Origin of the sequence: Streptomyces sp. NPDC056503, assembly GCF_042794995.1 — a bacterium.
Taxonomy (GTDB): Bacteria; Actinomycetota; Actinomycetes; order Streptomycetales; family Streptomycetaceae; genus Streptomyces.
Map to the genome: position 1 here is coordinate 12636 of NZ_JBHTST010000052.1, position 23487 is coordinate 36122.

Annotated in this window: 22 protein-coding genes; 8 read left to right on the forward strand and 14 right to left on the reverse strand. The window is 74.7% G+C overall.

Annotation, left to right across the window (positions count from 1 at the left end):
• Positions 1 to 76: 76 nt before the first annotated feature.
• From ACFQ8C_RS17740 to ACFQ8C_RS17760, 5 genes are read right to left on the reverse strand one after another with little or no spacing between them, the layout of a single operon-like run.
• Complete coding sequence (locus ACFQ8C_RS17740) at positions 77 to 883, reverse strand: type III pantothenate kinase (protein ID WP_383458070.1); 807 nt, start codon at positions 881 to 883, stop codon at positions 77 to 79.
• Positions 883 to 1896: a carboxylating nicotinate-nucleotide diphosphorylase gene (gene nadC / locus ACFQ8C_RS17745; protein WP_383458072.1), complete on the reverse strand. Its 1014-nt coding sequence runs from the start codon at positions 1894 to 1896 to the stop codon at positions 883 to 885. Before nadC ends, ACFQ8C_RS17740 begins: the two co-directional genes overlap by 1 nt.
• A complete protein-coding gene (locus ACFQ8C_RS17750) occupies positions 1893 to 3581 on the reverse strand; it encodes an L-aspartate oxidase (protein ID WP_383458074.1) in 1689 nt (562 codons plus the stop codon). Before ACFQ8C_RS17750 ends, nadC begins: the two co-directional genes overlap by 4 nt.
• On the reverse strand, positions 3578 to 4648 hold the full coding sequence (gene panC, locus ACFQ8C_RS17755; protein ID WP_383458077.1) for a pantoate--beta-alanine ligase: 1071 nt from the start codon (positions 4646 to 4648) through the stop codon (positions 3578 to 3580). The genes ACFQ8C_RS17750 and panC overlap by 4 nt, the downstream gene beginning before the upstream one ends.
• Positions 4645 to 5604 carry a Rossmann-like and DUF2520 domain-containing protein gene (locus tag ACFQ8C_RS17760; protein ID WP_043226588.1) on the reverse strand — a complete coding sequence of 320 codons (960 nt, stop codon included), beginning with the start codon at positions 5602 to 5604 and terminating at the stop codon, positions 4645 to 4647. The genes panC and ACFQ8C_RS17760 overlap by 4 nt, the downstream gene beginning before the upstream one ends.
• 137 nt (positions 5605 to 5741) lie before the next feature.
• On the opposite strand from ACFQ8C_RS17760, the gene ACFQ8C_RS17765 reads away from it, so the two are divergent.
• Positions 5742 to 6977, forward strand: coding sequence for a threonine aldolase family protein (locus tag ACFQ8C_RS17765; protein WP_383458079.1), 1236 nt, complete (start codon positions 5742 to 5744; stop codon positions 6975 to 6977).
• 307 nt (positions 6978 to 7284) lie between these two features.
• Here ACFQ8C_RS17765 and ACFQ8C_RS17770 read toward each other — a convergent pair whose 3' ends face one another.
• A complete protein-coding gene (locus tag ACFQ8C_RS17770) occupies positions 7285 to 7524 on the reverse strand; it encodes a hypothetical protein (protein WP_383458081.1) in 240 nt (79 codons plus the stop codon).
• 100 nt (positions 7525 to 7624) lie between these two features.
• Between ACFQ8C_RS17770 and ACFQ8C_RS17775 the strand changes: the two genes are divergently transcribed.
• Positions 7625 to 8716: a DUF5937 family protein gene (locus tag ACFQ8C_RS17775; protein ID WP_383458084.1), complete on the forward strand. Its 1092-nt coding sequence runs from the start codon at positions 7625 to 7627 to the stop codon at positions 8714 to 8716.
• Positions 8717 to 8795: 79 nt separating this feature from the next.
• Here ACFQ8C_RS17775 and ACFQ8C_RS17780 read toward each other — a convergent pair whose 3' ends face one another.
• On the reverse strand, positions 8796 to 9470 hold the full coding sequence (locus tag ACFQ8C_RS17780) for a response regulator (RefSeq protein ID WP_383458087.1): 675 nt from the start codon (positions 9468 to 9470) through the stop codon (positions 8796 to 8798).
• A 58-nt stretch (positions 9471 to 9528) separates the two neighbouring features.
• The gene (locus tag ACFQ8C_RS17785; protein WP_383458090.1) at positions 9529 to 10731 is read right to left on the reverse strand and encodes a sensor histidine kinase; all 1203 of its coding nucleotides are present in this window, start codon (positions 10729 to 10731) and stop codon (positions 9529 to 9531) included.
• A 96-nt stretch (positions 10732 to 10827) separates the two neighbouring features.
• Between ACFQ8C_RS17785 and ACFQ8C_RS17790 the strand changes: the two genes are divergently transcribed.
• Together ACFQ8C_RS17790 and ACFQ8C_RS17795 are read left to right on the forward strand one after the other, a co-directional pair.
• A complete protein-coding gene (locus ACFQ8C_RS17790; RefSeq protein ID WP_383458093.1) occupies positions 10828 to 11829 on the forward strand; it encodes an SAM-dependent methyltransferase in 1002 nt (333 codons plus the stop codon).
• 464 nt (positions 11830 to 12293) lie between these two features.
• A complete protein-coding gene (locus ACFQ8C_RS17795) occupies positions 12294 to 13436 on the forward strand; it encodes an NADH-quinone oxidoreductase subunit D (protein WP_383458096.1) in 1143 nt (380 codons plus the stop codon).
• A 7-nt stretch (positions 13437 to 13443) separates the two neighbouring features.
• Here ACFQ8C_RS17795 and ACFQ8C_RS17800 read toward each other — a convergent pair whose 3' ends face one another.
• From ACFQ8C_RS17800 to ACFQ8C_RS17820, 5 genes are all read right to left on the reverse strand, one after another.
• Positions 13444 to 13929, reverse strand: coding sequence for a GNAT family N-acetyltransferase (locus ACFQ8C_RS17800; protein ID WP_383458098.1), 486 nt, complete (start codon positions 13927 to 13929; stop codon positions 13444 to 13446).
• Positions 13926 to 15176: a hypothetical protein gene (locus ACFQ8C_RS17805; RefSeq protein WP_383458099.1), complete on the reverse strand. Its 1251-nt coding sequence runs from the start codon at positions 15174 to 15176 to the stop codon at positions 13926 to 13928. Before ACFQ8C_RS17805 ends, ACFQ8C_RS17800 begins: the two co-directional genes overlap by 4 nt.
• Before the next feature lie 130 nt (positions 15177 to 15306).
• A complete protein-coding gene (locus ACFQ8C_RS17810; protein WP_383458100.1) occupies positions 15307 to 16281 on the reverse strand; it encodes an ABC transporter substrate-binding protein in 975 nt (324 codons plus the stop codon).
• A 34-nt stretch (positions 16282 to 16315) separates the two neighbouring features.
• Positions 16316 to 16993 (reverse strand): ABC transporter permease, encoded by a 678-nt coding sequence (locus tag ACFQ8C_RS17815; RefSeq protein WP_383458103.1) that lies wholly within the window; start codon positions 16991 to 16993, stop codon positions 16316 to 16318.
• A 1-nt stretch (position 16994) separates the two neighbouring features.
• Positions 16995 to 17681 carry an ABC transporter permease gene (locus tag ACFQ8C_RS17820; protein WP_383458105.1) on the reverse strand — a complete coding sequence of 229 codons (687 nt, stop codon included), beginning with the start codon at positions 17679 to 17681 and terminating at the stop codon, positions 16995 to 16997.
• Between the two features lie 160 nt (positions 17682 to 17841).
• Here ACFQ8C_RS17820 and ACFQ8C_RS17825 point away from each other — a divergent pair, with 160 nt between their 5' ends.
• Positions 17842 to 18840 carry an ABC transporter ATP-binding protein gene (locus ACFQ8C_RS17825; RefSeq protein ID WP_383458108.1) on the forward strand — a complete coding sequence of 333 codons (999 nt, stop codon included), beginning with the start codon at positions 17842 to 17844 and terminating at the stop codon, positions 18838 to 18840.
• A gap of 59 nt (positions 18841 to 18899) precedes the next feature.
• Here ACFQ8C_RS17825 and ACFQ8C_RS17830 read toward each other — a convergent pair whose 3' ends face one another.
• A complete protein-coding gene (locus ACFQ8C_RS17830; RefSeq protein WP_383458111.1) occupies positions 18900 to 20012 on the reverse strand; it encodes an alpha/beta hydrolase in 1113 nt (370 codons plus the stop codon).
• Between the two features lie 160 nt (positions 20013 to 20172).
• Here ACFQ8C_RS17830 and ACFQ8C_RS17835 point away from each other — a divergent pair, with 160 nt between their 5' ends.
• From ACFQ8C_RS17835 to ACFQ8C_RS17845, 3 genes are all read left to right on the forward strand, one after another.
• On the forward strand, positions 20173 to 22020 hold the full coding sequence (locus tag ACFQ8C_RS17835; RefSeq protein WP_383458113.1) for a phosphatidylglycerol lysyltransferase domain-containing protein: 1848 nt from the start codon (positions 20173 to 20175) through the stop codon (positions 22018 to 22020).
• 37 nt (positions 22021 to 22057) lie between these two features.
• The gene (folP, locus tag ACFQ8C_RS17840) at positions 22058 to 22921 is read left to right on the forward strand and encodes a dihydropteroate synthase (RefSeq protein WP_383458116.1); all 864 of its coding nucleotides are present in this window, start codon (positions 22058 to 22060) and stop codon (positions 22919 to 22921) included.
• A 74-nt stretch (positions 22922 to 22995) separates the two neighbouring features.
• Positions 22996 to 23415 (forward strand): nuclear transport factor 2 family protein, encoded by a 420-nt coding sequence (locus ACFQ8C_RS17845; protein WP_383458138.1) that lies wholly within the window; start codon positions 22996 to 22998, stop codon positions 23413 to 23415.
• The last annotated feature ends 72 nt before the right edge of the window (positions 23416 to 23487 follow it).

The window sequence follows — 23487 nt, forward strand, 5'->3', positions numbered from 1 at the left end:
CGGGGCGCGTACGCCGCCTTCCGTGCCGCGCAACGCCCCGTCCGGGTCGCACCCCGTCCGGGCCGCACGCGCCGGGTCACATGCGGGAGACGTTCCGCTCGTAGACCAGGCGCAGGCCGATCAGCGTCAGCCAGGGCTCGTGCCGGTCGATCTCCGCCGAGTCCCGCAGGACCATCGGCGCCAGGCCGCCGGTGGCGATCACCGTGACGTCCGAGGGGTCGCCCTTCGGGCCGACCAGCTCGCGCTTCATCCGGGCCACGACCCCGTCGACCTGGCCCGCGTAGCCGAAGACGATGCCGGACTGCATCGCCTCGACGGTGTTCTTCCCGATCACCCCGCGCGGCCTGACCAGCTCGATCTTGCGGAGCATCGCGCCCTTCACGCCCAGCGCCTCGACCGAGATCTCGATGCCGGGGGCGATCGCGCCGCCCGCGTACTCCCCGCGCGGGGTGATCGCGTCGTACGTGGTCGCCGTGCCGAAGTCGACCACGATCGCCGGGCCGCCGTAGAGCTCGACCGCCGCGACCGCGTTGATGATGCGGTCCGCGCCGACCTCCTTCGGGTTGTCGGTGAGGATCGGCACGCCCGTCTTCACACCGGGCTCCACGAGGACCGCCGGCACGTCCCCGTAGTAGCGGCGGGTCACCTCGCGCAGCTCGTGCAGGACCGAGGGGACCGTGGCGCAGATCGCGATCCCCTCGATCCCGTCGCTCAGCTCGGCGCCGAGCAGCGGGTGCATACCCATCAGGCCCTGGAGCAGGACCGCCATCTCGTCGGCGGTCCTGCTGGGATCCGTGGAGATCCGCCAGTGCTCGACGATCTCCTCGCCGTCGAAGAGCCCGAGGACCGTGTGCGTGTTGCCGACGTCGATGGTGAGGAGCATCAGTCGCGCACCTCGCGCAGGTCCAGGCCGATGTCGAGGATCGGGGAGGAGTGCGTGAGGCCGCCGACCGCCAGGTAGTCCACACCGGTCGCCGCGTAGGCCGCCGCGTTCTCCAGCGTCAGCCGGCCGGAGGACTCCAGCGCCGCGCGGCCGCCGACCAGGGCCACGGCCTCCTCGGTCTCGCCCGGGGTGAAGTTGTCGAGCAGGATCAGGTCGGCGCCCGCGTCCAGGACCTCGCGGACCTGGTGCATGGTGTCGACCTCGACCTCGATCTCCAGCTCCGGGAAGGCCTCGCGGACGGCCTTGAAGGCCTCGGCGACACCGCCGGCCGCGACCACGTGGTTGTCCTTCACCAGGGCCGCGTCCGACAGCGACATCCGGTGGTTGACGCCACCGCCGCAACGGACCGCGTACTTCTCCAGGGCCCGCAGGCCCGGCGTCGTCTTGCGGGTGTCGCGGACCTTGGCCTTCGTGCCCTCCACGGCGTCCGCCCACGCGCGCGTGGCGGTGGCGATGCCGGAGAGGCGGCACAGCAGGTTCAGCGCGCTGCGCTCGCCGGTGAGCAGGTCACGGGTGCGGGCGGTGACGCTGAGCAGCAGGTCGCCGGGCTCGACGCGCTCGCCGTCCTCACGGTGCCGCTCGACCTCGAACTCCTCGGTGCAGACGATCGACAGGACCGCCTCCGCCACCCGCAGGCCGGCGACCACACCGGGCTCCCGGGCCACGAAGTCGGCGGTCGCGACGGCGTCCTCGGGGACGGTCGCCACGGTCGTCACGTCGACGCCGCCGTCGAGGTCCTCGGCGATCGCCAGGTGGGCGATGTCCTCGACCTGTACGGGGTCGAGGCCGGCGTCGGCGAGCAGCTGGGCGAGCGCGGGGTCGAGCCCGCACTCGTACTCCTCGGCGTCGCCGCAGCCGCAGCCGTCGCCGCAGCCGCCGGACTCCTCGTACGAGCTGATCTGGATGAGAGGGACGTCCACGGGCTCGGGACGGGCTTCCTCGGGCGTGCTCACGGCTGCTGCTCCCTGGGGGCTTCGGGGGTTACGGGGGGAAAGTCCGCGGTCTCGGTGACGTGCACCACCGGCCGACGGTCGGGCGCGAGGCGGACGACCAGGTGGCGGCGCCACTTCTCGTCGTCCCGGTCCGGGCGGTCCTCGCGCCAGTGGCAGCCGCGGGTCTCCTCGCGGGCCAGGGCGGCCGCGGCGAGGACCCGGGCGACGCACAGCAGGTTGGTGGTCTCCCAGGAGTCGACGCCCGGCTCGGCTGCCTTGCGCTCCTCCTCGGTGTCCTGCCGCAGCGCCTCCAGGGCGTCGCAGGCCGACGTCAGGGAGGCGGCCGAGCGGAGCACGCCCGCGTCCCTGGTCATGATCCGCTGGATCTCCCGGCGGACCTCGGGCGCGAGCAGGGTCAGCACCTCCCCGCTCTCGGTGCGCGGCACGCCCTCGCGGTGCGGGCCGTTCTCGGCGATGTCGGCGGCGATCCGCTCGGCGAAGACCAGGCCCTCCAGGAGCGAGTTCGAGGCCAGCCGGTTGGCGCCGTGCACACCCGTACAGGCGACCTCGCCGCAGGCGTACAGGCCGGGGACGGTGGTGCGGCCGTCGAGGTCGGTGCGGATGCCGCCGGAGGCGTAGTGCGCGGCCGGGGCGACCGGGATCGGCTCGGTGACCGGGTCGATGCCGTGCGCCCGGCAGGCGGCCAGGATCGTCGGGAAGCGGTGCTCCCACATCTCGGCGCCGAAGTGCCGGGCGTCGAGGTACATGTGCTCGGTGCCCCGCTCCTGCATGCGGCGGGTGATCGCCTTGGCGACGATGTCCCGGGGCGCCAGCTCGGCCAGCTCGTGCTGCCCGAGCATGAAGCGGACGCCGTCCGCGTCGACCAGGTGGGCGCCCTCGCCGCGCACCGCCTCGGAGACCAGCGGCTGCTGGCCCTCGGCACCGGAACCGAGGAAGAGCACCGTCGGGTGGAACTGGACGAACTCCAGGTCGGAGACCTCGGCGCCGGCGCGCAGCGCGAGGGCGACGCCGTCGCCGGTGGAGACCGACGGGTTGGTGGTGGCCGAGAAGACCTGGCCCATGCCGCCGGTGGCGAGGACCACGGCGGGGGCGCGGACGGCGCCGACGCCGTCGTGCTGGCCCTCGCCCATGACGTGCAGGGTCACACCGGCGGTGCGGCCTTCGTCGTCCCTCAGGAGGTCCAGGACGAGCGCGTTCTCGATGGTGCGGACGCCCCGCTCGCGGATCGCCTCGACCAGCGCGCGGGAGATCTCCGCGCCGGTGGCGTCGCCGCCCGCGTGGGCGATCCGGCGGCGGTGGTGGCCGCCCTCGCGGGTGAGGGCGATCTCGCCGTCGTCGGTGCGGTCGAAGTCGGCGCCGGTGGCCATCAGCCGGCGGACGGCGTCCGGGCCCTCGGTGACGAGGAGGCGGACGGCCGGCTCGTCGCAGAGCCCGGCGCCGGCGACGAGGGTGTCGTCGAGGTGCTGGCCCGGGGTGTCGCCCTCGCCGAGCGCGGCGGCGATGCCGCCCTGGGCCCAGCGGGTGGAGCCGTCGTCCAGGTTGGCCTTGGTGACGACGACCGTGCGGAGCCCGGCCGCGGTGCAGCGCAGGGCGGCCGTCAGTCCGGCGACGCCCGAGCCGACCACGACCACGTCGGCGTCGATGTCCCAGCCGGGCTCGGGGGCGTGCAGTCGTATTCCGGTCACGTGGCGGCTCCCTGGGTGGGTCCGAAGAACAGCGGGATGTTGTCGATCAGCCGGGTGGTGCCCACGCGGGCGGCGAGCGCGAGTACCGCCTCGCCCCGGTGGGTGTCGTCGACCTCGGTGAAGTCGGCCGGGTCGATCAGCGCCACGTAGTCGAGGACCAGCGGCGGCTCGGCCTTCGCGGCCTCGTCGAGGACTCCGCGCGCCGCGGCCCGGACGGCCTCGGCGCCGCCGCCCTCGGCGGCCTGCGCGACCGCGTGCGCGTCGGCGGCGGCCCGGGCCTCGCCGAGCCGGGACAGCCCCTCGGCGCGGTTCCCCGCCCGGCCCTGGGCGCCGGGCAGGGCGACGGCGCGCGCGTGCAGCGCCTCCTGCGCGGCGAGCCGGTCCCGGGCGGCGAACAGGGCCCTGGACAGGGCGAGGGCGGTGTGCCGCTCGGGGTCCGAGAGGTAGCGGTTGCGGCTCGACAGGGCGAGGCCGTCGGTCTCGCGGACCGTCGGGACGCCGACGATCTCGACCGGGAAGTTCAGGTCCCGCGCCATGCGCCGGATGACGGCCAGCTGCTGGGCGTCCTTCTGGCCGAAGAAGGCCAGGTCGGGCCCGGTGAGGTGGAGCAGCTTCGCGACGACGGTGAGGACGCCGTCGAAGTGCCCGGGCCGGGAGGCGCCCTCCAGGCGGTCGCCCATGGGCCCCGCGGCGATCCGGACCTGGGGCTGCCCGCCGGGGTAGACCTCGTCGACGGAGGGCGCGAAGACGGCGCTGGCGCCGGCGGCGAAGGCCAGCTCCAGATCGGCGTCGAGGGTGCGCGGATAGCGGTCGAGGTCCTCGCCGGCGCCGAACTGGAGCGGGTTCACGAAGACGGTGACGACGACGAAGCCGTCCGTGCCGACCCGCTCGCGGGCGGCCCGGATCAGGGTGGCGTGCCCCTCGTGCAGCGCGCCCATGGTCATGACGACGGCGTTGTGCCCCGGCGGTCCGCCGAAGCCGGCACGCGCGCGTGCCAGTTCCGCGACCGTGGAGACCAGCTCCGCCGGCGCGTGGCGCCCGGGGCTCTTCCGGTCGGACAGGGTCATCGGTCGTCTCCTCGCGGCCCGTCGGCGGGGCCGGTCGTGTCGGCGGCGGGGTCGGCGGCGAGGACGCCCAGCAGGTCCTGGGCCAGCTCGGGCTTGAGCAGGCCGTGCGCCAGCGCCCGGTCGGCGGTCGTACGGGCCATCGCCAGATAGCCGGCGACGGTGCCGGGCGCGTGCTTGCGGAGCTCGGCGACGTGGGCGGCGACCGTGCCGGCGTCACCGCGCGCGACGGGACCGGTCAGGGCCGCGTCGCCGGACCGCAGCGCGTTGTCGAGGGCGGCGCCCAGGAGCGGGCCGAGCATCCGGTCGGGGGCGGCCACTCCGGCCGTGCGGAGCAGCTCCATCGACTGGGCCACCAGGGTGACCAGGTGGTTCGCGCCGAGGGCGAGGGCCGCGTGGTAGAGCGGCCTGGCCTCCTCGGCGATCCACTCGGGCTCGCCGCCCATCTCGATGACCAGCGCCTCGGCCGCGAGCCGCAGCTCCTCGGGCGCGGTCACCCCGAAGGAGCAGCCGGCCAGCCGCTGCACGTCGACGGCGGTGCCGGTGAAGGTCATCGCCGGGTGCAGGGCCAGCGGGAGCGCGCCCGCGCGCCGGGCCGGGTCCAGGACCCGGGCGCCGTACCGCCCCGAGGTGTGGACGATCAGCTGCCCCGGCCGGACGGCCCCGGTCCCGGCGAGTCCCTCGACGAGGCCCGGCAGGGCGTCGTCCGGGACGGTGAGCAGGACGAGGTCGGCGAGCGCGAGCACGCGCGCGGGCTCCACCACCGGCACGTCGGGCAGCAGCGCGGCGGCCCGGCGCCGGGAGGCGTCGGAGACCGCGGAGACGGCGACGGGTCGGTGTCCGGCCAGCCGGAGGGAGGCGGCGAGGGCGGGGCCGACGCGGCCGGCGCCGACGACCCCGACGGTGAGCCGGGCGGGCCGGTCCTCGGCCCTGGGTTCTGGCGCTGCTGGTGCGTTCACGGTGGTTACGGGCCTTCCGTTCCAGTCCTCGGCGGGTACCGGACGATTTCTCGTCATGCTACGCCAGCGTTTCGCGCTCCTTCCGGCTGTCCACAGGCCGCGAGCGGTGGTGCGGGTCACGGTGTGATGATCTGTCCATGGTTGTGGATGAACTGCCACCGGAGGCATCCGGTGAGGCGACCGGGACGACGCCCGGCGAGGCTCCGGCGGAGACCGCCGACGCGGGCGCCGCGCGGCGGTACCGGGCCCAGGTGTGGGGCGGGGCCGCGCGGACGCTGTGGCGCCCGTCCGCGGAGGGCACGGTCGGCGTGCGGCTGCGCGCGCTCGCCGACTGGGCCGAGGGCGCGGGCCTCGCGGAGGCGGCGCTCGACGTGTACGGCGACGGTCTGGTGGAGGTCCTGGAGCAGCGGGTCGCCGCCGAGCTCGGCATGCCCGCCGCCGTCTTCTTCCCCACCGGCACCATGGCCCAGCAGGTGGCGCTGCGCTGCTGGGCGGAGCGCACCGGCAGCCCGGTCGTCGCCCTCCATCCGCTGGCCCACCCCGAGGTCCACGAGGGCGGCGCCCTCGGGGCCGTGTCGGGGCTGCGGACGGTCCACCCGACGGACGCGCCCCGGCTGCCGACGGCCGAGGAGGTGCGGGACCACCCGGAGCCCTTCGGGACGCTGATGCTGGAGCTGCCGCTGCGGGACGCGGGCTTCGTGCTGCCGACCTGGGAGGAGCTGACGGAGACGGTCGAGGCGGCCCGGGAACGGGACGCGGTGGTCCACTTCGACGGCGCCCGCCTGTGGGAGTGCCCGACGCGTCTCGGCCGCCCGCTCGCGGAGATCGCCGGGCTCGCCGACAGCGTGTACGTCTCCTTCTACAAGTCCCTCGACGGGATCTCCGGGGCGGCGCTCGCCGGACCGGAGGACCTGGTCGCGGAGGCGCGGGTCTGGCTGCACCGGTACGGGGGCCAGGTCTTCCAGCAGTACCCGGTCGCCCTCGCGGCCCTGCGCGGCCTGGACACCGAACTGCCCCGGCTGCCCTCGTACGTGGCCCACGCGCGCGTGCTGGCCGAGGCGGTGCGCGGGGCGCTCGCGGAGGCGGGCGGCGGCACGGGCGGCCCCGGCTGGTTCCGGGTGCATCCGGAGGTGCCGCACACCCACCAGTTCCAGGTGTGGCTCCCGTACGAGCCCGACGTCCTCACGGCCGCCGCGCTCGCCCAGACCGAGCGGACCGGGACCTGTCTCTTCCGCCGCTGGTTCGCCCCGGGCGCGGGCGGCCCGCCGGGTGTCGCCGTGACCGAGCTGACGGTGGCGGAGGCGGGCCTGGAGTGGACCGCCGAGGACGTCAGGACGGCCGTACGGGACTTCCTGGCGCTCGTCGACGGCTGAGCGGCAGACCGGGAACCGGCCCTACGCGCCCCTACGCGCCCAGGTGGCGGCGAGGCCCGGCCGGGAGGGCCGTACGGCACGGGGCGGCCGTACGGCACGGAGCCTGCCCGCGGGCGCCTGCCCACCGCCCCACCGGTCCACCACCCCGCCTGTCCACCGGTCCACCGACCCGCCGGTCGCGGTCCGGTCAGAGCGGCCGGAGCCCGTTCCGGACGGCCGGAGCCCGTTCCGGACGGCCGAGGCCCGGTCAAGACGGCCGAGGCCCGGTCAAGACGGCCGAGGCCCGGTCAGGACGGACGCGGCCCGGTCAGGACGGTCGTACGGGGCCTCCCCGCGGCCGCCGGAGGCCGAGGCGGGACAGCAGGCGGGACAGGGCCGTGCCGAGGCGGCCGGTCGCGGGGCGGCCGGCCACCACCCGCTCGAAGCGGCGGTGGTCGCGGAGCTCCCGCAGGACGGCCACGTCGTGGGTGCCGGGCGCGGGCGGCGGGGGCTCGCCCCGCCGCGCGGCCCGGTAGCTGTCGAAGAGGTGCTGCTGCATCGCGTCCATGGGTTCACCCTGGGTCCGTACCGGCCCGCCCCGCCCTTCGTTTGACGGCCCTCGTCAATCGAAGCGACGACCGCCCCGGGGCATCCCGCACCATGGGGGCGTGAGCGTGACCATCGACATCACCGGAGTGCCGCCCGAGCGGATCGTCTTCAGCCCCTCGCCGCTGGCCGAACTCGGCAACGCCGTGCACGTCCTCGCCGAGCCGGGGCACCACCCCGGCCAGCACGCGTGGGCGACGGCGACCAACGCCTCGCTCGAACCCGGCCTCGCCGACCGGCTCCTGGAAGCCGACTTCATGTGGCGGTCCACCCGCTCGGACTTCCTGCTGCCCGCACGGCCCCGCGAGACCCTGGCCGAGGAGCTCGACGACCTCGACCTCATCGACGACGAGACCTTCGTCGGCGCCGCCCTGGAGATCTCGTGCAGCCCGCGCTACGCCCTGGGCGGCGTCCCGTCCCCGCTGGTCGACGCGGGGTCCCGGCGCCGCGCCCTGGACCTGGCCGCCGCGCGCGGCCCGCGCCAGGCCGCGTTCGCCGAGCGGATGATCACCGCCCCCACCGCCACGCGCGCGTGGCTCCGGCGGCTCCTGGAGGACTGCGACGAGGCGTTCTTCGCCGACACCTGGCGGCGGATCCGGGTGCAGCTCGCCGCCGACGCCCGTCACAAGACGGAGCTGATGCGCCACAAGGGGCTGGCCGACGCCCTCGCGGACGCCTCGGGGGCGCTGAGCCTGGAGGAGGACCACGAGGGCACCCGGATCGTGATCGACAAGCTGGTGGAGGCCCGGACGGACGCCGGGGCCGGCGCCCTGACCCTGGTGCCCAGCGCCTTCGGCCGCCCGCACCTCATCGCCCTCTACTCGCCCGGCTGGCAGCCGGTGATCATGTACCCGGCGGCCAGCCGCGAGGTCGGCGGCCTGGAGTCCGTCGGCACCGTGGGGCTCCGCCTGGAGGCGCTCGCCCACCCGGTGCGGATGCGGATGTGCCGGAGCCTGGCGCGCGGCCCGTACTCGACGAGCGAGCTGGCCGAGACGTGCGGCATCACCGCCCCCGAGGTCTCCCGCCACCTGGCCGTCCTGCGCAAGGCCGGGCTGCTGACCACCCGCCGCCGGGGCCGCTACGTCCTGCACCAGCTCGACTTCTCCGTCGTCGCCCGCCTGGGCAGCGACTTCCTGGAGTCGGTGCTGCGCTGAGCACCGGCTCCGGGAAGTCGCTGCTGCGCTGAGCGCCGACTCCGGGAAGTCGCTGCCGCGCTGAGCGCAGCCGCGGCGCTCAGCCCTTGGCGCCGCCCGCGCGGACCAGGCCCGTCTCGTAGGCGAGGACGACGACCTGGACGCGGTCGCGCAGGCCCAGCTTGGTGAGGATGCGGCCCACGTGGGTCTTGACCGTCGCCTCCGACAGGACGAGACGGGCGGCGATCTCGCCGTTGGAGAGGCCCTGGGCGACGAGGAGCATGACCTCGCGCTCGCGCTCGGTCAGCTTCTCCACCTCGCGGTGCTCGGGCTCCCGGCCGGAGGACGGCAGCATCGGGGAGAAGCGGTCGAGGAGGCGGCGGGTGGTCGAGGGGGCGACCACGGCGTCGCCGCTGTGCACCGAGCGGATCGCGCCCAGCAGCTCGGCCGGCGGCACGTCCTTCAGCATGAAGCCGCTCGCGCCCGCCTTCAGACCGGAGAAGGCGTACTCGTCGAGGTCGAAGGTGGTCAGGATGAGCACCTTCGGGGCGTCGGGCGCCGCGCAGATCCGGCGGGTGGCCTCCACCCCGTCGAGGCGCGGCATCCGGACGTCCATGAGGACCACGTCCACCTCGGTGGAGCGCAGCACCTCCAGGGCCTCCGCCCCGTCGCCCGCCTCCGCCACGACCTCCATGTCCGGCTGGGCGGCGAGCACCATGCGGAAACCGGTACGGAGCAGCACCTGGTCGTCGACGAGCATCACGCGGATGGACATGGGGTTCCTTCGGTGAGGGGGACGGGGCACGGACTCGGCCGGGCTCGGGCTCGGGCTCTCAGTGTGCGGGCTTGAGCGGCAGCAGGACGCTGATCCGGAAACCGCCGCCGGGGCGCGGCCCCGCGTCCAGGGTGCCGCCCACCATGCCGACCCGCTCCCGCATGCCGATGAGGCCGTGGCCGCGCCCGTCGGCGCCGCCGTCCTCGTACATCTCCTGGGGCGCGCCCCGGCCGTCGTCCTCGACGAGCAGGCCGAGGCCGTCGTCGAAGTAGACGAGCCGGACGCTGGCGCCGGCGTCGGGGCCGCCGTGCTTGCGGGTGTTGGTGAGGGCTTCCTGGACGATCCGGTAGGCGGTCAGCCCGACACCGGTGGGCAGCTCGCGCGGGGTGCCCTCGACGGCGAGGTCGACGGTGAGCCCGGCGCCCCTGACCTGCTCGACGAGCTCCTCGATCTGCTCCACGTCGGGCTGCGGCACGTACTCCCCCGCCTCCTGGTGCTCGCCGGTGCGCAGGATGCCGAGCAGCCGGCGCATCTCGGCGAGGGCCTGCCGGCCGGTGGTGGAGATGGTCTCCAGGGCCTGCTTGGCGGTCTCCGGTGAGGAGTCCATGACGTAGGCGGCGCCGTCGGCCTGCACCACCATGACCGACACGTTGTGCGCGACGACGTCGTGGAGCTCGCGGGCGATCCGGGCCCGCTCGGCGGCCACCGCGACCTTGGCCTGCGCCTCCCGCTCGCGCTCCAGCCGGGCGGCCTTCTCCTCCAGCTGGGCGAAGTAGGCGCGGCGGGTGCGCAGCGAGTCGCCGAGGACCCAGGCGAGGGCGAACGGCACGGCCATGATCACCGCGAAGAAGACCTGGGCGGGGACCGAGAGGTTGCCCTCCAGGGGCCATCTCAGATGGGAGAGCGGGGCGGCGCACAGCCCGGCGGCGAGGGCGAGCCGGGAGGCCCAGCGGGGGCCGTCGTGCGCGGCGACGGTGAAGACGATGACGAGCATGGCGAAGTCCGCCATGAACGGCTCGATGTCGAGGACCAGCTGGACGACGCCGAGGGCGACGGTCAGGACCAGCATCTTCTCCGGCGCCCGCCGCCGCAGGGCGACGACCAGGGAGTACAGCACGGCGATCGCCCCGTAGCCGACGGGGTTGTCGAGGGCCGGGGTGATCGCCCCGATCCACAGCAGGGACATCCCGAGGAGGACGACGGCCCAGAAGACGTCGACGCCCGTCGGGTGGCTGCGGATGAAGTCGTAGAGGCGCTGCACGTAACCCAGAGTAGGGAAGGCACAGGGGCGGGGGATCAACCGAGCGGTCGATCCTTGCGGCGGGACCCGTACACCCCGGGGTGGAGACTGGGGCGCGTGACGGATGACGTGACGGACGGGACGGGACGGCCGCCGGAGGGCGTGCGGGAGTGGACGGGCTGGCGGGAGGCCACCGAGCGGGCGCTGTACGGCCCCGGGGGGTTCTTCCTGCGCCCCGAGGGCCCCGCGGGCCACTTCCGCACCTCGGTGCACGCCTCGCCGCTCTTCGCGGCGGCGGTGGCCCGGCTGCTGGTCGCGACGGCGGAGGAGCTGGGCACCGACGAGGTCGCTCTCGTGGACGTGGGCGCGGGCCGGGGCGAGCTGGTGACCGGGGTGCTCGCGGTGGTCCCGGCGGGGCTGCGGGTGCGGGCGTACGCGGTCGAGCGGGCCGCCCGGCCGGACGGGCTCGACCCGCGCGTGGAGTGGACCGGCCGGCCCCCGGAGGGCGCGCGCGGCCTGCTCTTCGCGAACGAGTGGCTGGACAACGTGCCGGTGGACGTCGCCGAGGTGGGCGAGGACGGCACGGTCCGGTACGTGGAGGTACGCGCCGACGGAGCGGAGCGGCTCGGCGCCCCGGTCACGGGCCCGGACGCGGAGTGGCTGGCCCGCTGGTGGCCGCCGGCGGAACCGGGCGAGCGGGCGGAGATCGGCCGGCCCCGGGACGAGGCGTGGGCGGCGGCGGTCGGCTCGCTGGCGGCGGGGACGGCGGTGGCCGTGGACTACGGGCACGTACGGGGCTCCCGGCCGCCCTTCGGCACGCTGACCGGCTTCCGGGCGGGCCGCGAGGTCGCGCCGGTCCCGGACGGCACCGGCGACCTCACGTCCCATGTGGCCCTGGACGCCTGCGCGGCGGCGGTCCACGCGCGCGTGCCGGCGGAGCTGACGACCCAGCGGGAGGCGCTGCGCCGGCTCGGGGTCTCCGGCGGCCGACCGCCGCTCGCGCTCGCCTCGACCGATCCGGCGGCGTACGTGCGGGCGCTCGCCGGCGCCGGGGAGGCGGCCGAACTGACGGCGCGCGGAGGTCTGGGCGACTTCCTGTGGCTGAGCCAGCGGGTCTGACGGGGCTTCTCGGGGCTCCGGGGGCGGTCGTCCGTCCACGGGGCCGGGGCCGGGCGTGCGGTGTTCCGTCCACGGGCACGGGGGCCGGTTGGGCGGTGTTCCGTCCACGGGGCCGGGGGCCGGGCGTGCGGTTGTCTGTCCACAGGCCCGGGGGCCGGGCGTGCTGTAGTCCGTTCACAGGCCCGGGGGTCGGGCGGGTGGTTGCCCGTCCACAGGCACGGCGCAGGGTGGGCGGTGTTCCGTCCACAGGCACGGGGCGGGACGGGTGGTCGCCCGTCCACAGGCCCGGGGCCGGGCAGGCGGTGTTTCCCGTCCACGGGCACGGGGCGGGGTGGGCGGTTGTCCGTCCACAGGGCCGGAGGCCGGGCGGGCGGTAGTCCGTCCACAGGGTCCGTGGCGGGTGGTCGTCCACAGGCTGGGGGCTCGCCCGTCGGCGGGCCGCGCGGCGGGGGATACTGTCCGGCATGACGGAGACCACGGTGGGCATCGGCGGCGCGGCGGAGAGCACCGACATGGTGCTGAACATCGGCCCGCAGCACCCCTCCACGCACGGCGTGCTCCGGCTGCGGCTCGTGCTCGACGGCGAGGTGATCCGGCACGCCGAGCCGGTCGTCGGCTACATGCACCGGGGCGCCGAGAAGCTCTTCGAGGCGCGCGACTACCGCCAGATCGTCATGCTGGCCAACCGCCACGACTGGCTCTCCGCCTTCTCCAACGAGCTCGGCGTGGTGATGGGCGTCGAGCGGATGCTCGGCATGGAGGTGCCGGAGCGGGCCGTCTGGCTGCGGACGCTGCTCGCGGAGCTGAACCGGGTCCTCAACCATCTGATGTTCCTGGGGTCCTACCCGCTGGAGCTGGGCGGGATCACGCCCGTCTTCCACGCCTTCCGGGAGCGCGAGGAGCTCCAGACGGTGATGGAGGAGGTCTCCGGCGGCCGGATGCACTACATGTTCAACCGGGTCGGCGGCCTCAAGGAGGACCTGCCGGCGGGCTGGCTCGGCCGGGCCCGGCAGGCGGTCGCCGACGTGCGGTCGCGGATGGACGTGTACGACCGGCTGGTCCTCGGCAACGAGATCTTCCGGGCCCGCACGCGCGGGGTCGGCGTCCTGGCCCCCGAGACGGTGCACGCCTTCGGGGTCTCCGGTCCGATCGCCCGCGCCTCCGGCGTCGACTTCGACCTGCGGCGCGACGAGCCCTACCTCGCCTACGGGGAGCTCCAGGACACCCTGCGGGTCGTGGTCCGCCAGGAGGGCGACTGCCTGGCCCGCTTCGAGTGCCTCCTCGACCAGACGCACAACGCCCTGGAGCTGGCCGACGCCTGCCTCGACCGGATCGCCGAGCTGCCTCAGGGGCCGGTCAACCAGCGGCTGCCGAAGGTCCTGAAGGCGCCGGAGGGACACACGTACGCCTGGACGGAGAACCCGCTCGGGCTGAACGGCTACTACCTGGTGTCGAAGGGCGAGAAGACCCCGTACCGGCTGAAGCTGCGCTCGGCCTCGTACAACAACATCCAGGCGCTGGTGGAGCTGCTGCCGGGGACGCTGGTCGCGGACATGGTCGCGATCCTGGGGTCGTTCTTCTTCGTCGTCGGCGACATCGACAAGTGAGCCCCGCTCAGGGGCGGTGCATCACCACGTAGTCCCGGGTCTCCCGGGCGGGGCGGCGGCGGTCGGCGACCGTCCACCCCCAGCGGGCGTACCGGTCCGTCAGCTCCGGAGCGTCGAGGGTCATCAGGAGCGCGGTCCCGGCGCCGGCGCGCGCGAGGAGGGCGTCGTGGAGGGCGCGGCCGAGGCCTCGGCCCTGGTGGGCGGGGGCGACGACGAGTTCGGCGAGCTCGAAGGCGGGGTCCTCGCCGGAGAGGACGGTGTCGGTCCAGCCGGCGGCGAGGCCGAGGAGCGCGCCGTCGGGGCCGAGGGCGGCCTCGGCGCGGAAGTCGGGACGCCGGGCGGCGGAGTCGAGCAGCCGGTCCACGGTCCGTACGGCGCCGAGCGGCGGCTCGTGCCAGGGGGCGCCGCCGAAGGCCTGGGCGCACAGGGCGATCAGCTCGTCGCGACGGGCCCGCGCCTCCTCCGGGAGGAGGAGGCCGACGGTACGGGTCACTGGTTGACGGCGCCGCGCAGCTCGGCGAGGTCGAGCTGCTCGGTCTCGTCGTGCGCGGTCAGGTCGATGACCTGGCCGATCGGACCGGCGGCGGAGGGCCGGACCACCACGGGCTCGTCCGCCGCCTCGTCGGTGCCCCGCACGGGCGCCGGGCCGGTGGCGGAGGCCGCGGTGGCCGAGGCGGTGGTGGCGGCCGAGGCCGGGACGGTGGTCAGAGCGGGGGCCGCGAGCCGGGCGGCGGCCGTGCGGGCCTCCTCCAGGACCTCCTCGCCCACCACGTCGGCGAGGTCGGTGTCCTGGACGGCCTCGATGGCCGCCTTCTGCGTGCCGTTCTGCGGACCGCCCTGCGGAGCGTTCTGCGTGCCGTTCTGCGTGCCGAAGAAGTCGAAGCCGCCCTCGGTGCGCTGGACCGGGCGGCGGGCCGCGTACGGGACGATCGCGCTGGCCGCCGGGACCGCCGGGGTCCGGTCCTGCGCCGGAACGGCCGCCGGGGCCAGGGCCTTCGCGGGGGCCGCGCCCGGCCCGAGCGCCGCGGGACCGGCCGGAGCGTCCTCGTCCGCCGCGGCTTCCCGGCCCGCCGGGCGGGCGTGCTGCTCGGCGGCGTGGCGGCCGCGCGGCTCCTCCGTCTCGGCGGCGCGCTCCGCGAGGTCGCGGGCGCGGGCCGCCTCGGCGGTGCGGCGGGCCTTCTGGGCGGCGGCGTTGCGGGGCAGGTCGCGCAGGGCCTTGGCGGCGCGGCGGTACGCCTCCGGGGTGGGCGTCGACCCGGCGGCGGGCAGCTCCTTGGGGGCCTCGGCGTTCGCCTGGGCCAGGACGCGGCGGCCTTCCAGGGCGCTGGCGCGCTCGGTCTCGGCGGTGGCGTAGCGGCGCAGCAGGTCGGCGTGCTCGCCGCGCAGCCCGGCCAGTTCGACGCGCTTGGCGCGGAGCTTGGCGTCCAGGCGGATGCGCAGGGCGCGGGACTCCTCCAGGTCCGCTTCCAGTTCCGCGAGGCGCTCCTCGGCCTTCCACTGGTCGGCGGTGCGGGCGCGGGTCAGCTCGGCGACCTGCCGGCCGGCGCTGCGGTCCCAGCCGCGCATGAGGACGGCACCGGTGACGGCGGCGGCCGCCGCCGCGGCGGCGAGCAGCCGCACGACCACGAGTTCCCCGGGGATCCAGGCCGCCGCGGCGCAGACGACCGCGGCGCCGGCGACCGCGGAGGGCGGCATCAGCTTGTGCAGAGGCGGGGAATGACGGTGGCGTCCACGTGGCATGGCCTGAAATTTACCGTGCGTAGGCACGGCGTGGGGGGTCGGCCCGGCAATCATTTGGCCACTTCTCGACAACGGAATCGGAGAGACCTCGTTCCGCTTCCGCTTCGGGCCGACTTCCCCTCTCCGGCGACTACTTGCCGACCAGCCCCTTCTCCTTCAGATAGGCGGCGGCGACGTCCTCCGGCTTCGCCCGCTCGGCGTCGACCTTGCGGTTGAGTTCGGCGAGATCCGCGGTGGTCAGCACCTTGGTGATCTTGTCGAGCGCGGTGGCGACCTCGGGCGCCCCGGCCTCCTTCTCGTTCACCACCGGCAGCACGTTGTCGGCGTTCTGCAGGTGCTTGTCGTCCTCCAGGAAGACCAGGCCGAAGGCGTCCACCGTGGCGTCCGTGGTGGTCGTCAGGACCAGCTGGTCCACCCCGTCCTTGACGGCCTGCTTGGCCTGCGGGGTGCCCACGCCCTTGGGGTCGACGCCCGTCACGTCGATCCCGTAGGTCTTCTTCAGACCGGGGGCGCAGAAGGGGCGGACCGCGCATTCGTCACCCGCCGCGATCTTCACCCCGAGCTTCGCCGCGCCGAGATCCGAAAGGGTCTTCAGCTTGTTCTTCGCGGCGAATTCCCTGGACACCGCGAAGGCGTTCTGGTCGACCGCCTCGCCGACTTCCAGGACCTTCAGTCCGCGCGGCTCCGCGAGCTTCCGCAGCGCCTCCACGGTGGCCTTCGCGTCACCGGAGGCGACCGGCTTCTCCTCGGGCGCCTTCGGGCCGTTCACCTTCGCGTTGAGGAATTCCGCGAGCGTCGCCGCGTATTCCGGTACGACGTCGATCTCGCCCTTCTCCAGGGCGGGCTCGTACAGCTCCCGGTTCTTCACGGTGGTGACCGAGACCGAGTAGCCCGCGTCGCGCAGCAGCTGCGCGTACAGCTCGGCGAGCACCTTCGACTCGGTGAAGGCGGCGGCGCCCACCACCAGCGAGCCCTTGTCGCCGCCGGAGCCCCCGGAGCTCTTCTCCTTGCCCTGCTCCAGGCTGTCGCCGCCGCACGCGGTGAGCGAGACGGCCAGCGCGGCGGCACCCAGCAGCGCGCCGGTGGCGCGCGAGATCCTCTTCACGGAATCAGTCCTTCGCTCTCGGTGTGCAGATACGTCAAGTCCTGGGCGGCCGGGGCGGCCTGGGCACGAGGAGCCGGTCCAGACCGACCAGCAGGCCCTCCACCGCGAGCGCCAGCAGCGCCACCAGGACGGCGCCCGCGACCACCTGCGCGGTGTCGTAGAGCGCGAAGCCGGCGGTGATGATCCGGCCGAGGCCGCCCTGGCCGACCATGGCGGCGATGGTCGCGGTGGCGACCACCTGGACGGCGGCGGAGCGGATCCCGGTCATCACCACGGGGGCCGCCAGCGGCAGTTCGACCCGCCGGAAGACCTGGCCGCCCGTCATCCCCATGCCCCGGGCCGCCCGGACGGCCGCCCGGTCGACCTCGCGCACCCCCACGTACGCGTTGGTCAGCAGCGGCGGCACCGCGAAGAGGACCAGGGCGGTCACGGTCGGCACGTAGCCCGCGTTCCGCAGCGGGGAGACCATGAAGAGGGCGAGGACCGCGAAGACCGGGACCGCCCGCCCCACGTTCGACACGTTGACCGCCAGCGCGCCGCCGCGCCCGAGGTGGCCGAGCCACAGCCCGAGCGGCAGCGCGACCGCGCCGGCGATCAGCAGCGCCAGCGCGCTCACGTACGCGTGCTCGGCGAGGCGCGCGCCTATGCCCTCCCCGCCGGTCCAGTGCGCACCGGTGGTAAGCCAGGTCCACGCGTCCGTCACGACCCCCACCTCACCCACCCCCCGGCGCGCCCTGGGCCCGGGCCCAGGGCGTGAGCAGCCGCTGGAGCCCCAGGAGCAGCAGGTCGGCGACGACGGCGAGCAGCACGCAGAGCACCGAGGCGGCGAGCACCTGCGCCTTGAAGAAGGTGGGCAGGGCGTCCTCGATGAGGTTGCCGAGGCCGCCGCGGCCGACGACCGAGCCGATGGTGGTGAGCGCGATGGTGGAGACGGTGGCCATCCGGACGCCGGCCATCAGGACCGGCAGCGCGAGGGGCAGCTCGACCCGGCAGAGCAGCCGCCAGGGGCCGAAGCCGAGGCCGCGGGCGGCCTCCCGGGTCTCGGCGGGGACGGCTTCGAGGCCTGCCAGCGTGTTCCGCACCAGGATCGTGAGCGCGTACAGCACCAGGCCGGTGACGACGAGCGCCGAGGAGAGCCCGAAGACGGGCAGCAGCAGCGAGAACATGGCGAGCGACGGCACCGTGTAGAGCAGGGTGGTCAGCCCGAGGACCGGGGCGGCCAGGCGCGGCCGGGCCCTGACGAGGAGGGCCAGCGGCACGGCGACGAGCAGCGCGATCGCCACGGAGGCGGTGGTGAGGCCGATGTGCTGGACCAGCGCGTCGGTCAGCTCCTCCCGGCGGGTGCGCAGGTACTCCCCGCAGATCCAGTCGTTGGCGACCAGGCAGTTCGGCGCGCTCATCCGGACCTCCCCCAGGCCGCCGCCGTTAGAACGTGTGTCTGGCGACCCTAACCCGCGCCACCGACAACGCGGCCGGTCCGCGACCCCGCGCCGCCGTTCCGCCACGTCGCCGCAACACCGCCTTCACACGGGCCGGATGACGAGGGGACAGAATGGGGCCATGATCCGGTTCGAACAGGTGACCAAACGCTATCCGGACGGCACCACCGCGGTCGACGACCTCTCCTTCGAGGTCGCCGAAGGTGAGCTCGTCACGCTCGTGGGCCCCTCGGGCTGCGGCAAGACGACCACGATGATGATGGTGAACCGACTGGTCGAACCGACCGCCGGCCGCGTCCTCGTCGACGGCCGGGACGTCTCCGGGGTGGACCCGGTCGCCCTGCGCCGCAAGATCGGCTACGTCATCCAGCAGGTCGGCCTCTTCCCCCACCGCACGGTCCTCGACAACACCGCGACCGTCCCCGCCCTGCTCGGCTGGAAGAAGGCCGCCGCACGCGCGCGCGCCGCCGAACTCCTCGAACTCGTCGGCCTCGACCCCGCCGTCCACGGCCCCCGCTACCCCGCCCAGCTCTCCGGCGGACAGCGCCAGCGCGTCGGCGTGGCCCGCGCCCTCGCCGCCGACCCGCCGGTCCTCCTCATGGACGAGCCCTTCGGCGCCGTCGACCCGGTCGTCCGCGAACGGCTCCAGAACGAGTTCCTCGCCCTCCAGGCCACCGTCCGCAAGACCGTCCTCCTCGTCACCCACGACATCGAGGAGGCCGTCCGGATGGGCGACCGCATGGCCGTCTACGGACAGGGCCGCATCGAGCAGTTCGACACGCCGGCCACCGTCCTCGCCTCCCCCGCCACGCCGTACGTCGCCGACTTCGTCGGCGGCGACCGCGCCCTCAAGCGGCTCGCCGTCACCCCCGTCACGGCCGAGGACCTCGACCCGCTGCCGGACGGCCCCGCGAAGACACCCGCCACGCGCGCGCGTGCGGACGGCGCCCCCGTCCCCGTACCCCGCTCCGTCCCCCTCGGCGGCACCCTCAAGGACGCCCTCGCCCTGCTCCTCCAGGACGACTCCGGGCACCTGACCGTCACCGACACGGACGGCCGACCGCTCGGCACCCTCACCCCCACCGGGGTCCACCGCGCCCTGCGCCGCGCCACCGACTAGGCCGTCTCCTCCGGGTCCCGCCGGGCGCCCGGCGGGATCCGGGGGAGACGGCCCGGACGTCAGTCCGCCCGGAGCTTCCCGCTCATCCACACCAGACCGGGCGGGATCTCCCGGTTCCAGGTGGTGAAGTTGTGCCCACCGCTCTCCAGCGTGATCGACGAGACCCGCGCCGGGCTCTTCACCTTCCGGATGAACTCCCGGGTCCCCTTCAGGTTCCCCTCGCCGGACTTCGAGGTCGTGACCAGGAACGACGACGCCGGCTGCGGCCGGTGGTCCAGACTCCACAGCAGGTCGGCCCGCTGCCGCAGCCCCCGGTCCCCGTGGAAGAGGTCACCGGTCGTCACGTCCTCCGCCGCCCGGTAGTACGCCGAGAAGCCCGCCCCGGCCGTGAACCGGTCCGGATGGTGCAGGGCGATCTTCAGCGCGCAGTAGCCGCCCGTCGAGTTCCCCATGAACCCCCAGTTCCGCGGCTTCGTCCCCACCCGGTACGTCTCCGAGACCGCCCGCGGCAGGTCCTCGGCGAAGAAGGTCTCGGCCTTCGGGCCGCCCGGCACGTCCACGCACTCGGTGTCCCTCGGCGGCGCCACCGTCGGCCGCAGCATCACCAGGACCATCGGCTGCATCCGCCCCTCCTTCGCCTGGAGGTACGCCGTCCTCGGGTACTTCAGCCCCTTGATCAGGTTCTCCGCCGTGCCCGGGTACCCCGTCAGCACCACCGCCGCCGGGAACGACCGCTTCGCGTACCGCTCCTGGAAGTACTCCGGCGGCAAGTAGACGAAGGCGGGCGAGGTGATCCCCGACCGGTCCCCCCTCACCACCACCTCCTGGATCTGCCCGCCCACCGACGGCCGCGCCCCGCCCGGCACGTCCACGGCCCGCTTCCCCACCACGCGTACGTCCTTCGCGGCGGCGCCGTGGTCGACGACCACCCCCATCTCCTGCTCCTGGCCGAACAGATCCGCCCAGGAGCCGTAGAAGAGGAAGGAACGGTTCGCCGCGAGCCCCACCGCCGCGAACAGCGCCAGCTGCGTCGCGAACAGCAGCCCCACCCTGCCCAGCACCGGCCGCCAGCCCCGACGGGCCAGCCGCGGCCACAGCAGCACCGTGACCGAGAACAGCGCGACGGCCACCGCCACCGCCGTGACGAGCGCCGCGCCACTCGTGAGACCCATCAGACGTCCGCACCTTCCTGAGTACGAGTTCCCGGACGCCCCGACGACTTCCTGAGAATTTCCTGTGCCCGAATGAACCCGCCCCCGCGCAGCCCCGTCCTAAGGAGCGCCCCGAACAGGGCCGAAAACGACCACGGAAGCACGGGAAGCGCGGGAAGCGATGTCTGTCACGGTAGATGGGGACAAAACATCATCGGTTCCGGTTCGGGTCCGCCGAGTTCTCCGCGGCCCCCACCCGGAACGGGTCCCCGCCCTCATCGGCACGGCCTGCACACTCGTCGGCCTCCTCGACATCGCCGCCGGGGTCTTCCCCCGGTTCCGCGCCAGCCGCGTCCACGCCCTCGCCGAAGTCCTCCCCGGCGCCCTCGGCCCCCTCTCCGCCGCCGTGTCCCTCTGCGCCGGCGTCCTCCTGCTCGTCGTCGCCCACGGCCTCAAGCGCCACAAGCGCCGCGCCTGGCGGGCCGTCGTCCTCCTCCTGCCGCTCGGCGCCGCCGCCCAGTTCGTCTGGCGCCACTCGGTCATCGGCTCCCTGCTCTCCCTCGGCCTGCTCGCCCTGCTGCTGCGCCACCGCGACCAGTTCGCCGCCCTCCCCGACCCCCGCAGCCGCTGGCGCGCGCTCGCCAACTTCGTCGTCATGGGCGCCGGCTCCCTCGTCCTCGGCCTCGTCGTCGTCAGCGCCCACCCCCGCCGCGTCGTCGGCGACCCCAGCCTCACCGACCGCCTCGAACACGTCCTCCTCGGACTCTTCGGCGTCGAGGGCCCGGTCGCCTACACCCACGGCGTCGACTGGACCGTCGGCTACTCCCTCGGCGCCCTCGGCACCCTCACCGCGCTGACCACCCTCTACCTCGCCCTCCGCCCCGAACACCCCGCCGCCCGCCTCACCGACGAGGACGAGACCCGGCTCCGCGCCCTCCTCGACCGCCACGGCGGCCGCGACTCCCTCGGCCACTTCGCCCTCCGCCACGACAAGGGCGTCGTCTTCTCCCCCAGCGGCAAGGCCGCCGTCTGCTACCGCGTCGTCTCCGGCGTCATGCTCGCCAGCGGCGACCCCATCGGCGACGTCGAAGCCTGGCCCGGCGCCATCGAACGCTTCATGGACGAGGCCCGCGCCCACTCCTGGACCCCCGCCGTCATGGGCTGCTCCGAGACCGGCGGCCAGGTCTGGACCCGCGAGACCGGCCTCGACGCCCTCGAACTCGGCGACGAGGCCGTCATCGACGTCGACGCCTTCTCCCTCGCCGGCCGCGCCATGCGCAACGTCCGCCAGATGGTCAAACGCATCGAGCGCGGCGGCTATACCACCCGCGTACGCCGGGTCCGCGACCTCTCCGACGAGGAACTCGACCTCGTCCGCAAGGCCGCCGCCGACTGGCGCGGCACCGACACCGAACGCGGCTTCTCCATGGCCCTCGGCCGCATCGGCGCCCCCGGCGACGGCGACGCCGTCATAGCGACCGCCCACCTCGCCGACCCCGACCACCCGGACGGGCCCTACGGCGACCTCAAAGCCATGATCCACTTCGTGCCCTGGGGCGCCGACGGCATGTCCCTGGAGCTCATGCGCCGCGACCGCTCCGCCGACCCCGGCATGAACGAACTCCTCATCGTCGCCGCCCTCCAGGCCGCCCCCGACCTCGCCATCCGCCGCGTCTCCCTCAACTTCGCCATGTTCCGCTCCACCCTCGCCCGCGGCGAACGCATCGGCGCCGGCCCCGTCCTCCGCCTCTGGCGCGGCCTCCTCCTCTTCCTCTCCCGCTGGTTCCAGATCGAGTCCCTCTACAAGTTCAACGCCAAGTTCCAGCCCCGCTGGGAACCCCGCTTCGTCGTCTACCGCACCGGCCGCGACCTCCCCCGCATCGGACTCGCCGCCATGCAGGCCGAAGGCTTCCTCACCCTCTCCCTGCCCCGCCCCTTCGCCCGCCGCCGCCCCCTCCGGGCCCCCCGCCCCTGCCCCCACGTCGTCCCCCCGCGCACCAGCCGGGAACACGAGGCCAGTGCGGCCTGAAACCGCCCCCGGCCCCGCCGGGCCCTACGCTGGTCGTATGAGTACGACGATCGACCGGGGCGCTCCCCTCGGCCTTCCCGAGTGGGACCGCTGCGCGGTCATGGGCGTGGTCAACGTGACCCCGGACTCCTTCTCCGACGGCGGCCGCTGGTTCGACACCACGGCCGCCGTCAAGCACGGCCTCGACCTCGTCGCCCAGGGCGCCGACCTCGTCGACGTCGGCGGCGAGTCCACCCGCCCCGGCGCCACCCGCGTCGACGAGGAGGAGGAGCTCCGCCGGGTCGTCCCCGTCGTCCGCGGCCTCGCCGCCGAAGGCGTCACCGTCTCCGTCGACACCATGCGCGCCTCCGTCGCCACGGCCGCCGTCCAGGCCGGCGCCACCCTCGTCAACGACGTCAGCGGCGGCCTCGCCGACCCCGGCATGATCCCCGCCGTCGCCGCCGCCGAGGTCCCCTTCGTCGTCATGCACTGGCGCGGCTTCAGCGACCACATGAACAGCCTCGCCGTCTACGAGGACGTCGTCACCGAGGTCGTCACCGAACTCCGCACCCGGATGGAGGCCGTCATCGACGGCGGCGTCGCCCCCGAGCGGATCGTCATCGACCCCGGCCTCGGCTTCGCCAAACTCGCCCCCCACGACCTCGCCCTCGTCGCCCACCTCCCCGAGCTGCGCGCGCTGGGCCGCCCCCTCCTCGTCGCCGCCTCGCGCAAGCGCTTCCTCGGCCACGTCCTCACCCGCGAACCCGGCGCCACCCCACCGCCCGCCCGCGAACGCGACGCCGCCACCGCCGCCGTCTCCGCCCTCGCCGCCCACGAGGGCGCCTGGGCCGTCCGCGTCCACGAGGTCCGCGCCACCGCCGACGCCGTACGCGTCGCCCGCGCCGTCGAAGGAGCCCGGTGACCGGCGGCCACGAAGCCGGACGCGCCCCCGACCGCACCGCCGTCGAGGCCGCCAACACCGCCTTCTACACCGCGATGGAGGAAGGCGACTTCGACCGCCTCGAAAACCTCTGGCTCGACGACGGCGCCACCGACATCTCCTGCGTCCACCCCGGCTGGCCCGTCCTCACCGGCCGCGGCGAGGTGCTCCGCTCGTACGCGCTGATCATGGCGCACACCGACTACATCCAGTTCTTCCTCACCGACGTACGGATCTCCCTCGCGGGCGACACCGCCCTCGTCACCTGCACCGAGAACATCCTCAGCGGCGGCCCCGCCGAGGACGGCGCCGAACTCGGCCCCCTCGTCGGACAGCTCGTCGTGGCCACCAACGCCTTCCGCCGGACCCCCGAAGGCTGGCGGATCTGGTCGCACCACGCCTCCCCCGTCATCGCCGGACCCGAGGACGACACACCCCCCGGGGCCCCCGACGACCACCCCGAAAACTCCGCCTGACGGCCCCGACAGCAAGCGCTGTCGGTGCCCGCAGGTAGATTCGATGCAGGACACCCGGCCGTCCGCACCCGG

Bases quoted from the DNA above. Each gene is read 5' to 3' on its own strand.
- ACFQ8C_RS17795 (WP_383458096.1), top strand. From the start codon at position 12,294: ATGACGGAGACCACGGTGGGCATCGGCGGCGCGGCGGAGAGCACCGAC.
- ACFQ8C_RS17740 (WP_383458070.1), bottom strand. From the start codon at position 883: ATGCTCCTCACCATCGACGTCGGCAACACGCACACGGTCCTCGGGCTC.
- ACFQ8C_RS17765 (WP_383458079.1), top strand. From the start codon at position 5,742: ATGGTTGTGGATGAACTGCCACCGGAGGCATCCGGTGAGGCGACCGGG.
- ACFQ8C_RS17770 (WP_383458081.1), bottom strand. From the start codon at position 7,524: ATGGACGCGATGCAGCAGCACCTCTTCGACAGCTACCGGGCCGCGCGG.
- ACFQ8C_RS17835 (WP_383458113.1), top strand. From the start codon at position 20,173: ATGTCTGTCACGGTAGATGGGGACAAAACATCATCGGTTCCGGTTCGG.
- panC (WP_383458077.1), bottom strand. From the start codon at position 4,648: ATGACCCTGTCCGACCGGAAGAGCCCCGGGCGCCACGCGCCGGCGGAG.
- ACFQ8C_RS17805 (WP_383458099.1), bottom strand. From the start codon at position 15,176: ATGCCACGTGGACGCCACCGTCATTCCCCGCCTCTGCACAAGCTGATG.
- ACFQ8C_RS17820 (WP_383458105.1), bottom strand. From the start codon at position 17,681: ATGAGCGCGCCGAACTGCCTGGTCGCCAACGACTGGATCTGCGGGGAG.
- ACFQ8C_RS17830 (WP_383458111.1), bottom strand. From the start codon at position 20,012: ATGGGTCTCACGAGTGGCGCGGCGCTCGTCACGGCGGTGGCGGTGGCC.
- folP (WP_383458116.1), top strand. From the start codon at position 22,058: ATGAGTACGACGATCGACCGGGGCGCTCCCCTCGGCCTTCCCGAGTGG.
- ACFQ8C_RS17780 (WP_383458087.1), bottom strand. From the start codon at position 9,470: ATGTCCATCCGCGTGATGCTCGTCGACGACCAGGTGCTGCTCCGTACC.
- ACFQ8C_RS17825 (WP_383458108.1), top strand. From the start codon at position 17,842: ATGATCCGGTTCGAACAGGTGACCAAACGCTATCCGGACGGCACCACC.
- ACFQ8C_RS17845 (WP_383458138.1), top strand. From the start codon at position 22,996: ATGGAGGAAGGCGACTTCGACCGCCTCGAAAACCTCTGGCTCGACGAC.